The organism is Geomonas edaphica, assembly GCF_004917075.1.
GTDB lineage: Bacteria > Desulfobacterota > Desulfuromonadia > Geobacterales > Geobacteraceae > Geomonas > Geomonas edaphica.
On the sequence record NZ_SSYB01000002.1, the window covers coordinates 84,033 to 98,163 of the forward strand.

Consider the following 14,131-nt stretch of genomic DNA (forward strand, 5'->3'; position numbering starts at 1 on the left):
AATCAATGATGTGCGGCCATCTTGCCGAGGACGCGCCAAAGCCCCGCAACCCCCATAAGGGCGATGGCGAGACCTGCCGCCCGTAGCATGGCGTTTTTGAGCGCACCCGAGACGGCGCTCGAGGCGGTGCCGAAGGCAAGGAGCACGGGAACGGTGCCAAGCCCCATGGCGGCCATGGTGGCGGCTCCGATCACCGGGCTCCCGGTACCGGCCGCGGCCAGAAGCGGCGCGTAGACAAGGCCGCAGGGTAGAAAGCCGAGCACGAGGCCAAGCGGCAGCGAGGCGAGGGGGGAGTTGGCGGCCAAGAGGCGCTTCAAGGGCGCAGTCAGGAAGCGCGCGCCGGTCCCCTCCAGGGTAGAGAGGTTGAGGACGTTCAGCCCGAGCGCCGAGGAGAGCCCCACCATGATCACCATGAGGTTCGCCCCGACCATGAACCAGCGGAAGACCACTTTCATGGACATGAGGTCGAGGGACGAGCCGATCAGGCCGGCGACGGCGCCCAGGACGGTGTAGGTGGCGATGCGCCCCGTGTTGTAGAAGAGCTGCGACCTAAGGCGCGCCGCGAAGGCGTTACTGCTGTCTTTCAGGGAGATGGCGGCGACGATGCCGCCGCACATTCCGATGCAGTGGAAGCTCCCGGCGAGTCCTGCGAGGAAGGCCAACCAGATCTGTAGCATTTCGGTCTCCTGTGCGCTGTGTCAATGGGATGGTGGGGCTACTGCCAGCTTTGCGGGTCATGCGCTGAAGCGCTGTCGTCGCGGCCGTCGGAAGGAGGCTCCGCCGCGCCGGTCTTTTCTCGATCCGGCAGAGGCGCCTCGTCGTCGAGCATCCTGTGTTTCGGGCGCTCCATGTCGTTGAACTCCCCCCGGTGCACCCCCCAGAGAAAGAAGAGCCAGCAGCCGCAACCAAGGCAGAAGGATAGCAGGATGAGCGCGATAAGCGAGCTAGTCATGCGGCACCCGCAAAAGTCTCAGTGAGTTCCCCACGACGCAGACCGAGCTTAACGCCATGGCGGCCGCGGCGTACACCGGGGTGAGCTGCCCGGTCATGGCGAGGGGGATCCCGATCACGTTGTAGAGAAAGGCCCAGGCGAGGTTCTGCCGTACCACCTTCATGGTGCGCCGGGCCATCCGGTGCGCGAGCGCCAACCGGTCCAGGTCCGCCTTCGCGAGTACTAAGTCCGAGGTCTCCATGGCGATGTCGGTCCCGCCGGCCACGGCGCAGCCGACGTCCGAGGCGGAGAGGGCGGGGGCGTCGTTGATGCCGTCACCCACCATGAGCACGGTCGCTCCCGCGCCCTTCAGTTTCTCGATCTCCCGCGCCTTGTCCGATGGCGAAAGCCCGCCGAGGCCGAGCGCTACCCCCGCGCCCCGGGCAACCTTGTCGGTGCACTCCTGGCGGTCTCCGCTCAAAAGGAGGGTGTCGATCCCCTGGCGCCGGAAGTACGAGACGAGCCCCGGCGCGTCGTCGCGTATCCGGTCCTTGAAGATGAGCGTCCCTGCGTAGTGCCCCTTGCGCGCGACGCCCACCACCATGCCCCCCTCGGGGGACTCGACCCCGTCCGGGATCCCGGTGACGCCGAGACGCTCGAGGAAGGTGACGCTGCCTAGCGCCACCGTCTCACCCGCCACGCGCCCTTTGATCCCGGCTCCCGCCAGGGTCACTATTTCGGTGCCGGTCGGGTAGTCGATTTCGTGCCGATCGGCGTAGGCCCTGATCGCGTGGGCCACCGGGTGCAGCGAGCCCCGCTCGACGGCCGCGGCGAGGGCGAGCACCTCCTTGGGCTTCACCCCCGGCACCGGCTGGATGTCGACCAGCATCGGGGCGCCCTGGGTGAGGGTCCCGGTCTTGTCGAAGACGGCGATGGTGATACGGCTTAAGCGCTCGAGGATGTCCCCACCCTTGAAGATGACGCCGAAGGAAGCGGCGGCGCCGGTGCCGGCGAGGATCGCGGTCGGGGTGGCGAGGCCCAGGGCACAGGGACAGGCGATGACCAGGACGGCGAGGGCGATCATGAGGCTGGCACCAAGGGCCCTTCCCTCCCAGTAGTGCAGGCAGAAGGTGGCGACCGCGAGGGTCAGTACGGCGGGGACGAAGTAGGTGGCGACCCGGTCGGCTATCCCCTGGATCGGGGCGCGCCGGCTCTGCGCTTCCTCGACCAGGTGCGCGATCCGCGCGATGAAACTCTCCCCCGCCTCGCGCAGGCAGGTCACCCGCAACGCGCCGGAGAGGTTGGTACTCCCGGCGATCACCTCGTCCCCCTTTTTCTTAAGCTGGGGGAGCGGCTCGCCGGTGGCGGCGGACTCGTCGACGTCGCTTGCTCCCTCCTCAATCCTGCCGTCGACGGGAAAGCGCTCCCCGGGGGCGACGAGGATGAGGTCGCCGGGTTGGAGTTCGGAAGGGTCCACCGTCTCGAGCGTCTCTCCCGCGAAACGCTGCGCCTGCCCTGAGGAGAGTTCCAGGAGCCTCGCGATACCCCCGGAGGCACGCCGCTTGGCGCCGTTTTCCAGCAGCCTCCCGGCGAGGATGAGGGTGACTATCATGGCCGCGGTCTCGTAGTAGACCTCGCCGCCGGAAAAGGTCGCATAGACGCTGTAGCCGAAGGAGGAGAGGGCGCCCAGGGCGATGAGAAGTTCCATGTTGGGGGCGCCGTTGGCGAGGCCGCGCCAGGCGCCTTTTAAGAAGGGCCAGCCGCAGTAGAAAACGACCGGTGCGGTCACTACGAGCGAGAAGAGCTGCAGGTACCCCTTCATCTGCGGCTCGATCCCCTGGAAGTAGCCGGCGTACAGGGCGAAGGCGTAGGCCATGAGCTGCATGCTGAGGAAGCAGGCGGTCCCGAAGCGGATCAGGAGGTCCTTCTGCTCGCGCCTTGCCATCTCGCGCACCTCGCTCTCGGTGTAGGGACGGGGCGCATAGCCGATCTGGTCGATGCGGTTGAAGATGGCGGCGGGAGAGGTGATGCCGGGGTCGAACAGCACGCGGGCCCGGCCGGTGGCGTAGTTGACGCGCGCCTCGACGACGCCGGGGAGCGCGCCGATGATCTTTTCTATGAGCCAGACGCAGGAAGCGCAGCGGATGCCGTCGACGATGATGTCGATGGCGCTCCCTTCGGCCGACTCCCGGACGAAGCCGGCGAGGTAGCTGTCGCGAAAGCCCCCCTTGAAGGCCTTCGGGATGAGCCCCGTTTCCTGCCACTGCCGGCGGCGGTAGTAATCGGAGAGCCCGGAGCCGCTGATCAGCAGGTAGGCGCCGTGGCAGCCGTGGCAGCAGAAGGGGAGCACGGTGTCACCGCTGCGCTCCTCGACCAGCATCCCCGGTGGTATGTCGCCGCCGCAATGAAAACAGGGCACGAAGACTCCTCTCAATTGAAGAACACGACCTTCCGGCTCGCGCTAGCCTCACCCTTGGTGAAGACGAGGAGCCCCCGAAGCTCCGCCTTTCCCGTGGCGGGCCAGGGGGAGACGAAGACGCCCGGGGCAGCCTCGTTGAGTGACAGCACCGCCGGGTTACCGGCGGCTTCGCTACGGAACTGCAGCGCCCCGCCCGTTATCGGCGCTCCCTTCTCGTCGTGGACCCGCACCTGCAGGTCGCGTCCGGCGAGGGAGGCCGACATGCTCCAGCGAAGGCCGGGGTTTCGCGCGCCGCTTTTGGTCCGGTCGTAGTTCAGGCCGTTTTCGTAGTACTTTGCATCGGTCACCCCCGCTCCGTGTTGCATGGACATGAGCATGGTGCCCGCCATGCCCAGGAGAAAGACGGCGATCATGAGCATGATGGAGAGCTGCCAGCGGCAGGGGGATAGGTTTACTGTCTTCTGCATTATTTCCCTCGTTTTTTCCCTCTCCGCCTGCAGGCCGGAGCCCTACGATGGGCGAAGGCCTGGATGGTGAGGGGCGCGCTAGTTCATCGAAGAAGTCCGGCATCGAAGAAGTCCGGCCATGTGTGTCCCTACGAAGCACCGCACTGGCCCTAACGTTCCCCCCTTTGCGAAGGGGGGACAGGGGGGATTTGCCTTGGTCTTCCCTGCCAGCACCTGCTGATAAGGCGATCGCCCCCCCCCTGGTATTCTCCGATGAACCTTTCCGTTTACCTGACCGCTACCGGCAGCGGACTTGCCGCCACCACTTTACCCGCGGTAACGAGTCTTAGCTCGACGACGGTGCCCGGCGCCGGCGCGGGCTTCAGTTTCAGCGCGAAGCCGATCTTCCGGTTCTCATTTGCCGAGAGCGCCACGTCCCGTACCGGCCCTACCAGCTCGACTCGGTAGCCGGGCATCGGCGCCGTCTCCAGTTGGAAGGTCCCCGCCGCACCGGAGCGGTTCTCGATGTACGCAGAGTAGAAATTCACCAGCGAGCCGTCGGCAAGCGTCTTCACCTCGCCGCTCGCGTTTCGCTGCACCTTGAGGGTCGCCTCCTTGCGCGTCGTCACCCCGACCACCAGGAGCGCCGCGAGAAGCGTTACGACGCCGCCGACCAGGAGCGCCTTCTTGTTGATCGCCCGCGAACCGTCGGGAGCGGGCGGGCCGAAGGTGTAGTGAATGAGCCCCCCGCTGCCCCGCGGTGCCATAACGTCCCGGCAGGCGTCCAGGCAGCGGCCACAGTTGATGCACTCGATCTGCAGCCCCTGCCGGATGTCGATCCCCATCGGGCAGGCGCGCACGCAGGAGCCGCAACGGATGCAGGCCTCCTTGAGGCCGGGATCGAATTCCAGGGTAAGGGTGCCGCGCTCCATGGCCATGAGCTGGATGCGCCCGTAGGGGCAGACGGTCTTGCAGAAGGTGCGCCGCACGAAGGCGAGGTCGAGGTAGACGATCACCCCGGTCGCCGCGAGGGAAATCCCCGCCACGGCACCCAGGCTTCCCGATAGAAGCCGCGCGAAGAAGTCCGGAGGCGCTATGAAGTACCAGACCAGGTTCGACGCCACGAGCGCGGAGAGGACTAAGTAGCCCGCGTGGCGCAGCGCCCCATCGAGCGGGGCGGGGATGCCCCTGGCGCGCGCGTCGAGCCAGTCGGCGAGGTCTCCCAGGGTGGTCTGGGGACAGAGCCAACCGCACCACACCCGGCCAAAGAGCATGGTCACGAACAGGAAGCCAAAGACCAGGATCAGCACCACGACGAGGAGGAGGTAGAACTCCTCGATGCGCAGCTTCGCGCCGAAGAAAAGGAGCGTCCTCGTCCCGGCGTCAAGGCGCAGCAGCGACTCGCCGCCGGGGCGGATGAACGGGACTACGAGGAGAAGCAGGGTGCAAAGCCACTGCACCGTCTTGCGCTTTGGTGCTATGCGTGCCGTTTTGAAGGGAGGCAGAATCAAAGCGACAGCACGTACTGGACGAGCCCCTGGATCTTGTCGCCGGAGAGCTCGTTTTTGAAGCCGGGCATGCCGCCTGGGCGTCCGTCGGAAATAGTTGCGGTCACCTCGGGTGCCGTCTTGCCGTACTTGTAGGTCTTCGCGGTCAGGTCGGGACCGATGCCCCCCTTGCCGTCGGCGCCGTGACAGGAGGCGCAGCGGGCGGCGAACTCCTTCTTCCCTTCACCGATAAGGTTCGTCGTCCTGATCTCCTCGTGCGCTGGCACCGCCTTTGCCGCCGACTCCTTCTGCGTCTGTGCGGCGAGGCGCGCCTCTTTGGCCTTCTTGATCTCGGCGAATTCGCCGTAGGAGCTCCACCCGCTTAACAGGTAGTAGGCCATGAAGATGACGCCCCAGGTCACAAGCCCCCAGAACAGGATCCTGAACACCAGCGGCGCGTGTTTCTCCGCGCGGTACCTGATGCCGTCGTATTCCTTATTTTCATCGGACATCGCGTCCTCCTTTGCTGATTTTTTTGAGGTTGCTGTTGCCCCCCCTCCCCTTGCGGGAGGGGGTAAGGGGGTGGGGGAAGGTGCCATTCATTTCCGTTGCTTGCGGCTTCACCCGCCCCCCGCCCCCCTCCCGTCAAGGGAGGGGGAGGTTCTGGCGCCGATATTTCCCTTAAGTTTCAGGATGGTCGTGTTTCTTAGGTTGGTCGTCGTCCATCATACGGAACTTCGGTTCCTCCCCTTTCGCCCGGTGCGCCTTGCGATAGGTGCGCGCCACGATGGCCGCGAAGACGATGAAGAGGAACAGGGTCACCCCGAGGTAGTAGATGCTGGCGCTATCCATATCACTTCCTGTGCACGGATTTGAGGTAGGTGACCAGCTTCCAGGTACGCTCCTTGCCGAGTGTGTCGCCGAAGGCGGGCATGCCACCCTCCGTAATGCCGCTGTAGATGGTAGCGAAGACCTTGGCATCCGGCTTGTCCATGTCGCGCAGGTCCGGCCCCACCTCGCCCTTCAGTTCGATGCCGTGGCACTGCGCACAGTGCTCGGCATAGAGCTTCTGAGCCTCGGGAAGGACGGAGAGGTTGTCCTGGAACGGGTTCTTCAGCTCGCCCACCACCTCGGCCTTACCGGTCTTTCTCCAGGGGATGTCGTTCCCCACCTTCTGCATGTAGGCGACCATGGCGTCGAGCTCGGTCTTACCCTTGAGGGCATCGATATCGGCCTGCGTGTACGGGAACTTGAGCGCCTTCATCTTTTTCTCGGTGAGGCTCGTATCTAGCGGCCGGTCCAGGAAGGCGTAGGAGGGCATGTTGGAGCGCGGCACCATGGCGCGCGGGTCCTTCATGTGCTTCACGTGCCAGGCGTCCGGGTACTTCCCGCCGATCCTCGCGAGATCGGGGCCGTTTCGGCGCGATCCCCAGAGGAAGGGCTGGTCGTAGACGAACTCGCCGCTTTTCGAGTACTCGCCGTAGCGCTCGGTGTCGGAGAGCAGCGGCCGAACCGTCTGGGTGTGACAGTTGTTACATCCCTCGCGGATATAGATGTCGCGCCCCTCGAGCTGCAGCGGTGTGTAGGGCTTAACGGATGCGATGGCGAGCTTCGGGTCGTTGATCCACCGGAAGGGGAGGACCATGGTGATGATGGTGCCGACCAGGATGGTAGCCGTGGCCAGGAGCAGGAAGATGATGGGCTTTTTCTCTATCATGGCGTCCCTCCTAGGCCGGTTGCACCGCGGCCTGAGCCTTGCCGACGGTGATGGTTTTGTAGATGTTGTAGAGGAAGAGCAGGAGACCGGCGAGATAGATGACGCCGCCCGCCGCCCGCATGTACCAGTAGGGGTAGAGCTCAGCCATGGTCTCGATGAAGCTGTAGTGCAGGCTTCCGTCCGGGTTGGTCGCGTTCAGCATGGCCGCCTGCTGCACGCCGGCGATCCACATGGTGATGGAGAAGATGAGCTGCCCGGTCAGCACGAGCCAGAAATGCATGTTCGCCATCGGTATGCTGTAGACCTCGGTGTGATAGAGCCTCGGGACCGTGTAGTAGATGGCGGCGAAGAGGACGAGCGAGACCCAGCCGAGCGTCCCCATGTGCACGTGCCCGGGTACCCAGTCGGTGAAGTGGATGAAGGCGGAGAAGGTGCGGATCGACTGCGACGGCCCCTGCAGCGTCTGCATGCCGTAGAAGGTGATGCCGAAGATCAAGAACTTGACCAGGTAGTTCTCGCGCATCTGGTGCCACTGCCCGTTCATCGAGAAGTAGCCATTGAAGACGGCGGCCCAGGAGGGGGCGATCAGCATGACCGAGAAGCCCATGGCGAGCGTCTGGACCCAGTCCGGGACCGGGGCCCAGAGCAGGTGGTGCGCGCCGGTCCAGAGGTACATGAAGATGAGGCTCCAGAAGGCGACGACGCCCATCCTATGGCTGTAGATGGGGACGCCGGTAGCCTTGGGGAGGAAGTAGTAGAAGATGGCCAGAGGCGGCGTGGTGAGCACCATGGCGACCGCGTTGTGCCCGTACCACCACTGCACGTTCGCGTCGTTGGCGCCCGCGTAGGCGGAGTAGGACTTGGTGAGCGAGACCGGGATGGACGCGTTGTTCACGAGGTAGAGCACCGCGACCCCCACCAGGGTGGCGAGGATGTACCAGAGCGAGATGTACATCTGCTCCTCGCGCCGTTTCACGATGGTCATGACGATGTTCACCGCAAAGATCACCCAGAGCACCACGACGAGGCTTGCCACCGGCCACTCGAGCTCGGCGTATTCCTTGGAGCGGTTCATCCCCATGGCGAGGGTCACCGCGGCGAGTGCTATCACCACGTTGAAGAGCCACAGCTGGGCCTTAGCGAGTGCCGGGCTCCAGAGGCTCGTTCGCGTCAGGCGCTGCGTGATGTAGATGAAAAAGGCCATGAAGCTGCCGATACCCCAGCCGAAGATCCCGGCGTTGGTGTGGATCGGGCGCAGTCGGCCGTAGGTGAGGTAGGGGGGGAAGTTGAGTTGCGGGAAGGCAATCTGGAACGAGATGAAGACCCCGACCAGCACCGCCACGAGACCCCACACCATGCTCCAGATGATAAACCCTTTGACGATGTCGTCAGCGTACCCATCCTGTTGGTTCATGCCGTCCTCCTGGGGATGAATGGATCAATAAAGGCAACTACTGGACGATGGTGAAATCGTGCCGTCACCCGTCGCTCTGTTGCCGGAAGCTTCTGTCATAAATGTTGGATCTGCCGTGACTTTGTCTGAAGGGTAGAGTTATTGTCGGAGGAACGTCCAATGATGCCGCAATAACAAAGTGTTAGTTTAAGTGGTAATCACGCTTTAGCAAGCATTCCGCTTGTATACGGGTTAATTTTTTACCCCCTTTTGGCTGTAGAAAACGGCAGGGGTGCCGAATAGGCAAAGTGAGGGCGTTCCCGCGTTGACTGGCGCGGGTTCCCAGCTACCCTATTTGATGGCGTATGGACCGGACGACGCGTACATCCCGAGGATCATATGAGTACAGGCGAACTTATCTACTATATTGCGGCAGGTGCAACCCTTCTCGTTGTCTGGATCGGGGCGACCTACTGGGCGGTCAACTTCTTCATCAGGCAGGTAACCCAGCAGAGCTGCCACGATTTCAGGATGCGCATGATGGCCGAAGCGGAAAGGGCCTTGAAGCTGTTCCGGGAGGGGCTATGCGAGCAGATCGTACAGCAGGAGAACAAGTCCGACGCGTTGGCGCGGCTCTACGCCACCCTCATCGACCAGTTGCGGCTCGGCAGGGAGTTTATAGGTTCGGTGACAGAGGGGGAGCGGTCCCGGGCGGAGAAACAGCTGAGAACCATCAGGGGCACCGGTGAGAGTTTCGCCGATACCTTCCAGAAGCAGGGGCTCTTTTTCTCCGAGGAGTTCACCAGGACGGTGAAGGACCTCCTGACCCAGCAGAAGGCGGCACAGGAGCGTCTGGAGGAACTGCTGCGTCGGGTGCAACGGGAGCCGCAGAACGCGCTCGCTCTAGACGACCTGAAGAAGGAATGGGGGCAGTTCGAAGACCATCTGAACCGGCTCATGGATTTTGTGCGCAACGAGTTCCGCAGGCGCAACCCGGTGAGCAGCGTGATGATGAAGTGGCTGAACGAGACACCGCCGTCAGGGGCGTCAGCCCCTCCTCCCAGCTAGTCCTTCTTGTCCAGCGGTTCGGGCTTGCAGAGATAGTCATCCTTCTTGGCCGCCCGACCGCATTTCTTGCAGAGGTAGCGCGGTTCCGCCACGATTTTCTTCAACTCCTTCAGGTTGTCCTTGATCTCGTCCTTGTCCCACTTGCACAGTGTTTTCGTGTCCTTCCCCATGGTGTTCCTCTCTCTTTGAAGTCAATTTATCTGTATCAGGAAACGTTGCGGCACTTATTAGCAATCGTGCTTGCGTGTTAAGCTGATTTAATATTGTTTTTGTGTCAGTGCGGTTGAAATGAAATTCTTTCCCGATATAGTAAATCAGTTTTCGAAATTTCCCAGTGACATCAATAGAAAAGGAGGATTTCATATGTCGATGTTTTGCCGTCAATGTGAGCAGGCCGCCAAGGGGACCGGGTGCGAGGTAGTGGGGGTATGCGGTAAGAATCCCGAGGTTGCCGCCCTGCTCGACCTGATGATGTACGGGCTCAAGGGACTGGCCATCTATGCTGACAAGGCAAGGGAGCTCAACGCGCGCAACACCGTTGCGGACATGTACCTTGTCGAGGGGCTCTTCACCACGGTTACCAACGTCGATTTCGATCCTGTTCAGCTCGCCGGTAAGCTGAGGAAGTGCTACGACCTGAAAGAGCAGGTGAAGTCGATGTACGAGACCGCCTACCGCGAGCAGAAGGGGGGCGAGGCGCCCGCCATCACCGCGGGACCGGCAGCTTGGGTGATCGCCGACAACCTCGAGGGGCTCGTGGCTCAGGGGCAGGCGCAAGGGGTGAAGACCCAGCAAAGCGACCCGGATCTCCTCTCCGCCATCGAGATCATCATCTACGGTCTAAAGGGTATGGCCGCCTACGCGAACCACGCCTGTCTCCTCGGCAAGACCGACGAGGAGGTCTACGCCTTCTTCCACAAGGCGCTCGCCGCCACCACCGATCCGACCAAGGGGCTCATGGATCTGGTCGGCATCGCCATGGAATGCGGCAAGGTGAACATCAAGGTCATGGAGATGCTGAACACCGGGCATGTCGAGCACTACGGCCACCCGGTCCCGACCAAGGTGCAGCTTGGCACCCGCAAGAACAAGGGGATCCTGGTTTCCGGCCACGACCTGCGCATGCTCGAGGAACTCCTCAAGCAGACCGAAGGGAAGGGGATCGACATATACACCCACGGCGAGATGCTTCCGGCCCACGGCTACCCCGGGCTCAAGAAGTACGCGCACCTCTACGGCAACTTCGGCGGCGCGTGGCAGGACCAGGCTAAAGAGTTCCCGAACTTCCCCGGCGCGATCATCTTCAACACGAACTGCATCCAGCGCCCGGCGGACAACTACAAGGACCGTCTCTTCACCTGGGGCGAGGTGGGGTGGCCGGGTGCCAAGCACCTGACCGGCTACAAGTTCGACGAGGTGATCAACAAGGCGCTCGAATGTCCCGACATGCCCGACGCGCCGGGACAGGAGATCCTTACCGGCTTCGGCCATAACGCGGTGCTCGGCGTCGCGGACAAGGTGATCGAGGCGGTGAAGGCGGGGGCGGTGAAGCACTTCTTCCTGATCGGCGGCTGCGACGGCGCTAAGAGCGGGAGGAACTACTACACCGAGTTCGCCGAAAAGGTGCCGAAGGACTGCGTCATCCTGACCCTTGCCTGCGGCAAGTACCGCTTCAACAAGCTTGAGTTCGGCGACATCGGCGGGATCCCGAGGCTTCTCGACGTCGGACAGTGCAACGACGCCTACTCCGCGGTGCAGATCGCCTCGGCGCTGGCGGGTGCCTTCAACTGCGGTCTGAACGACCTGCCGCTCTCCTTCATCCTTTCCTGGTACGAGCAGAAGGCGCACGTGATCCTGCTGTCGCTTCTGTACCTGGGCGTGAAGAACATCAAGCTGGGGCCGGCGCTTCCCGCGTACCTCTCCCCGAACGTGCTGCAGTTCCTGGTCGACAACTTCAACATCGGTCAGATCGGCAACGTCGACGCCGATCTGCAGGCGGCTCTCGCGTAGTAGCGGCAAAAGAAGCAGTAGCGGTATAAGACACAGAAAAAGAAGTAGGTAGCTCCTTAGTCTCTGCGCCAGGTCCTCTCAGACCTGGCGCCTTTTTTTTATTCGCCCGACTTTACTGGTGTGAACGAAGGAAGGGGACCTTGCTGTTTGCAGGGTCCCCTTCTTTATTCCCCTCTGCTAGATGTCGGCTGCCGGAGCGACCACCGGCTCCGGCGCCGGGAGGTTGGAGGGCCTGATGGTGAAGAGGTGGTAGACGGTGATGACGACGCCGGCCAGGAAAACGAGGCCGACACCGAAGGCGACCCGGAACCAGAACATCATGGTTAGGTGCGCCGTGCTGTAACCGATATCCAGGAAGCGTTCCAGGTAGGTCTGCAGGATTCCGGCGATGCCGAAGACGAGCCCCAAGATGAACATCCCGATGGTGGTGATCCAGAAGCCCCACTTGCCCAACTGGTCGTCATACTTGTTGATCCCTTTGAGGCGCGGCATGGCGAAGTAGAAGATGGTCAGGTTCAAAAGGGCGTAGGCGCCGAAGAAGGCTAAGTGGCCGTGCGAGACGGTGACCTGGCTGCCGTGGGTGTAGTAGTTGATCGGCGGCAGCGTGTGCATGAAGCCCCAAAGACCGGCCCCGACGAGGTGATAGATGGCTAGCCCTATGATGTAATACCAGGTGAGCGGGTTCACGATCGGGTTTTTGCGCTCACGCACGTGCATCCAGGTGTCGACCACCATGAGCACGATGGGAAGGGGCTCAAGGGCGCTGAAGATGCCGCCCCACCAAATCCAGTAGTCCGGTGCCCCGATCCAGTAGTAGTGATGGCCCGTGCCGACGATGCCGGTGAAGAGGAAGAGTCCGGTCTCCACGTAGAGCCACTTCTCCACCACTTTCCGATCCACCCCGGTAACCCTCATGATGATGTAGGCGACGATCGATGCCGTCACCACCTCCCAGGCCCCCTCCACCCAGAGATGGATCACCCACCACCAGTAGTAATAATCCGTGTTCAGGTTCTGGTAGAAGGGCATGCCGAAGAGGTACATGAGCGCCAGGAAGGTGACCCCGCCCAGAAGCATCCACTGCAGCGCCGTGCGGACCTCGGCTTTTATGATGGTCATGGCGACGTTTGCGATGAACATGAGCGCCGCGACCACGATGACCCAGTCCAAGGGGAGGGGGATTTCCAGGAGCGGCTTGCCTTGCGTCCATCCGAAGAGAAAGCCCACCACCGCTGTGACCGCCGCGCCGACAAAGATGATGAGTTGCAGGTAGGCGATTTTTTCACTGAAGAGATCCCTGGAACACTCGGGTGGAAGGATGTAGTAGGTTCCTCCCATGAAGCCGAGCAGCATCCAGGCGACCAGGAGGTTCGTGTGCAGCGCCCGGGCGGTGGAGAAGGGGAACACGTTCACCAGTTCCTGCGGCAGCGTGAAGGCGTAGTTGATGGAGAGCCAGAGCCCCAGGATCACCTGCAGGATGAAAAGCACCAGGGCAAGACGGAAGTACCACAGCGACACCCGCTGGCTTTGGTATTCGATCAGCATCATTTGCTCACCTCCTTGGTCGACTTAAGGCTCAGGATGAAGTCGGCGATGATCCCGGCTGTCTGCGGCGAGACGTCCTGCGGCGGCATGGCGACCCCCGGCCGCACCGATTGCGGGTTGATCATGTAGTTGATCAGGGTCTGGCGGTCGTAGGTGATCCGGTTGGCGATGGCGGTCAGGTCGCCGCCCACGTTGCGCCCCTGGTTCTCGAAGGTGTGACACCCGCCGCATGCCTGCAGGATGAGGTGCACCTTGTCGAGCTTCTGCGGCTGGGACTCGCGCAGCTTGTACGCTTCCACGAACTTCTCGTCCTGGGGCGGCCAGTGACGGTTTTCGATATCGCCGACCCAGCGCAGGAATGTGACCAGTTGCTTCGTCTCCGTTTCGGTGACGCCAAGCTGGGGCATCTTCCGGAAGGAGTTTTTGTACATCACCTCCGGGTGTTGCACGATCGAGGCGATGTTGTTCTCGCCCAGGCGGTAGAAAGCCTTGGTCATGTCCGGTGCGTAGTAGCCGCCGAAGCCAAGGATGGTGTGGCAGTCGTTGCAGTTGTACTTGTGCCAGACTTTCTTGCCTGCCACGACCTGCTCGGTCAATTTGTCGGTGTGGGTGAACTTCGGAGTCTGCTTGTGGAAATCGTAGGTCTGCCAGAGGAAGATCGCGGCGGAGGAAAGCGTCCCCAGCCAGAAGATCAGACGAGCTGTTTTCCCGGTCATACCACCCCTCCTGTGTCTGTTGGTTTCTAGATTTCTTTGAATATTCTAATGATCGAACAGCAGAAGAATATCGTGGGGGAGGGGGAAGTCAACCGTGGAGGAAAAACAACACCCCGAAAGGACTGGGGATGTCCGCTTCGGGGTGTTGTGTGATGCTATGGCTCCCCGGCAGGGGCGCCTCATGTGGGTACTGCCGGCTTCTTTTTAATCCTTTCGCCGCCTCAAAGGGCAGAGCGAAACCGCCGCCATACCCAGCCAGGAGAGCGCGAAGAAAGTCACTATGATCGTCATGGTTGCTCCTTTGGTTCGTTCACCGCAAGTCCCCCTCCCCTTGCGGGAGGGGGGAGGGGGTGGGGTAAGACGCCATGAGCGTAGGTGGCAGCCTAATGGGAGATGGGG

The 14,131-nt window shown here is 62.3% G+C and carries 14 protein-coding genes; 2 read left to right on the plus strand and 12 right to left on the minus strand.

The genetic code is table 11. The features are described from left to right. Positions 1-2: 2 nt before the first annotated feature. From E8K79_RS06595 to E8K79_RS06635, 9 genes are all read right to left on the minus strand, one after another. Positions 3-677, minus strand: coding sequence for a sulfite exporter TauE/SafE family protein (locus E8K79_RS06595; RefSeq protein WP_135872340.1), 675 nt, complete (start codon positions 675-677; stop codon positions 3-5). Between the two features lie 38 nt (positions 678-715). After that, positions 716-952, minus strand: coding sequence for a cbb3-type cytochrome oxidase assembly protein CcoS (gene ccoS / locus E8K79_RS06600; RefSeq protein WP_136514057.1), 237 nt, complete (start codon positions 950-952; stop codon positions 716-718). Further along, positions 945-3,350, minus strand: a complete 2,406-nt coding sequence (locus E8K79_RS06605) for a heavy metal translocating P-type ATPase (RefSeq protein WP_136514058.1) — start codon at positions 3,348-3,350, stop codon at positions 945-947. Before E8K79_RS06605 ends, ccoS begins: the two co-directional genes overlap by 8 nt. Positions 3,351-3,361: 11 nt before the next feature. Beyond that, a complete protein-coding gene (locus E8K79_RS06610) occupies positions 3,362-3,817 on the minus strand; it encodes a FixH family protein (RefSeq protein ID WP_136514059.1) in 456 nt (151 codons plus the stop codon). Between the two features lie 266 nt (positions 3,818-4,083). After that, positions 4,084-5,307 (minus strand): 4Fe-4S dicluster domain-containing protein, encoded by a 1,224-nt coding sequence (locus tag E8K79_RS06615; RefSeq protein ID WP_136514060.1) that lies wholly within the window; start codon positions 5,305-5,307, stop codon positions 4,084-4,086. After that, a complete protein-coding gene (locus tag E8K79_RS06620) occupies positions 5,304-5,795 on the minus strand; it encodes a c-type cytochrome (RefSeq protein WP_136514061.1) in 492 nt (163 codons plus the stop codon). Before E8K79_RS06620 ends, E8K79_RS06615 begins: the two co-directional genes overlap by 4 nt. Positions 5,796-5,964: 169 nt before the next feature. Further along, complete coding sequence (locus E8K79_RS06625) at positions 5,965-6,135, minus strand: cbb3-type cytochrome c oxidase subunit 3 (RefSeq protein ID WP_135872329.1); 171 nt, start codon at positions 6,133-6,135, stop codon at positions 5,965-5,967. Position 6,136: 1 nt separating this feature from the next. Then, positions 6,137-7,000, minus strand: a complete 864-nt coding sequence (locus tag E8K79_RS06630; protein WP_136514062.1) for a cbb3-type cytochrome c oxidase subunit II — start codon at positions 6,998-7,000, stop codon at positions 6,137-6,139. Positions 7,001-7,010: 10 nt separating this feature from the next. Further along, positions 7,011-8,414 (minus strand): cbb3-type cytochrome c oxidase subunit I, encoded by a 1,404-nt coding sequence (locus tag E8K79_RS06635; protein WP_136514063.1) that lies wholly within the window; start codon positions 8,412-8,414, stop codon positions 7,011-7,013. 378 nt (positions 8,415-8,792) lie between these two features. Between E8K79_RS06635 and E8K79_RS06640 the strand changes: the two genes are divergently transcribed. Continuing rightward, positions 8,793-9,461 (plus strand): hypothetical protein, encoded by a 669-nt coding sequence (locus tag E8K79_RS06640; protein ID WP_136514064.1) that lies wholly within the window; start codon positions 8,793-8,795, stop codon positions 9,459-9,461. On the opposite strand, the gene E8K79_RS21245 is transcribed toward E8K79_RS06640, so the two are convergent. Next, entirely contained in the window at positions 9,458-9,631 is a 174-nt protein-coding gene (locus E8K79_RS21245; protein WP_198419789.1) for a hypothetical protein, read from the minus strand. The genes E8K79_RS06640 and E8K79_RS21245 overlap by 4 nt on opposite strands. Before the next feature lie 193 nt (positions 9,632-9,824). Between E8K79_RS21245 and hcp the strand changes: the two genes are divergently transcribed. Beyond that, on the plus strand, positions 9,825-11,471 hold the full coding sequence (gene hcp, locus E8K79_RS06645) for a hydroxylamine reductase (protein WP_136514065.1): 1,647 nt from the start codon (positions 9,825-9,827) through the stop codon (positions 11,469-11,471). A gap of 177 nt (positions 11,472-11,648) precedes the next feature. On the opposite strand, the gene E8K79_RS06650 is transcribed toward hcp, so the two are convergent. Both E8K79_RS06650 and E8K79_RS06655 read right to left on the minus strand, forming a co-directional pair. Continuing rightward, positions 11,649-13,019, minus strand: coding sequence for a cbb3-type cytochrome c oxidase subunit I (locus E8K79_RS06650; RefSeq protein ID WP_136514066.1), 1,371 nt, complete (start codon positions 13,017-13,019; stop codon positions 11,649-11,651). Continuing rightward, complete coding sequence (locus E8K79_RS06655; RefSeq protein ID WP_136514067.1) at positions 13,016-13,732, minus strand: c-type cytochrome; 717 nt, start codon at positions 13,730-13,732, stop codon at positions 13,016-13,018. The genes E8K79_RS06650 and E8K79_RS06655 overlap by 4 nt, the downstream gene beginning before the upstream one ends. Between the last annotated feature and the right edge of the window lie 399 nt (positions 13,733-14,131).

Excerpts from the sequence above, each read along its gene's own strand:
- E8K79_RS06595 (WP_135872340.1), bottom strand. The coding sequence starts at position 677 with ATGCTACAGATCTGGTTGGCCTTCCTCGCAGGACTCGCCGGGAGCTTC.
- E8K79_RS06620 (WP_136514061.1), bottom strand. The coding sequence starts at position 5,795 with ATGTCCGATGAAAATAAGGAATACGACGGCATCAGGTACCGCGCGGAG.
- E8K79_RS06630 (WP_136514062.1), bottom strand. The coding sequence starts at position 7,000 with ATGATAGAGAAAAAGCCCATCATCTTCCTGCTCCTGGCCACGGCTACC.
- E8K79_RS06635 (WP_136514063.1), bottom strand. The coding sequence starts at position 8,414 with ATGAACCAACAGGATGGGTACGCTGACGACATCGTCAAAGGGTTTATC.
- hcp (WP_136514065.1), top strand. The coding sequence starts at position 9,825 with ATGTCGATGTTTTGCCGTCAATGTGAGCAGGCCGCCAAGGGGACCGGG.
- E8K79_RS06610 (WP_136514059.1), bottom strand. The coding sequence starts at position 3,817 with ATGCAGAAGACAGTAAACCTATCCCCCTGCCGCTGGCAGCTCTCCATC.
- E8K79_RS06625 (WP_135872329.1), bottom strand. The coding sequence starts at position 6,135 with ATGGATAGCGCCAGCATCTACTACCTCGGGGTGACCCTGTTCCTCTTC.
- E8K79_RS21245 (WP_198419789.1), bottom strand. The coding sequence starts at position 9,631 with ATGGGGAAGGACACGAAAACACTGTGCAAGTGGGACAAGGACGAGATC.
- E8K79_RS06640 (WP_136514064.1), top strand. The coding sequence starts at position 8,793 with ATGAGTACAGGCGAACTTATCTACTATATTGCGGCAGGTGCAACCCTT.
- ccoS (WP_136514057.1), bottom strand. The coding sequence starts at position 952 with ATGACTAGCTCGCTTATCGCGCTCATCCTGCTATCCTTCTGCCTTGGT.
- E8K79_RS06655 (WP_136514067.1), bottom strand. The coding sequence starts at position 13,732 with ATGACCGGGAAAACAGCTCGTCTGATCTTCTGGCTGGGGACGCTTTCC.
- E8K79_RS06650 (WP_136514066.1), bottom strand. The coding sequence starts at position 13,019 with ATGATGCTGATCGAATACCAAAGCCAGCGGGTGTCGCTGTGGTACTTC.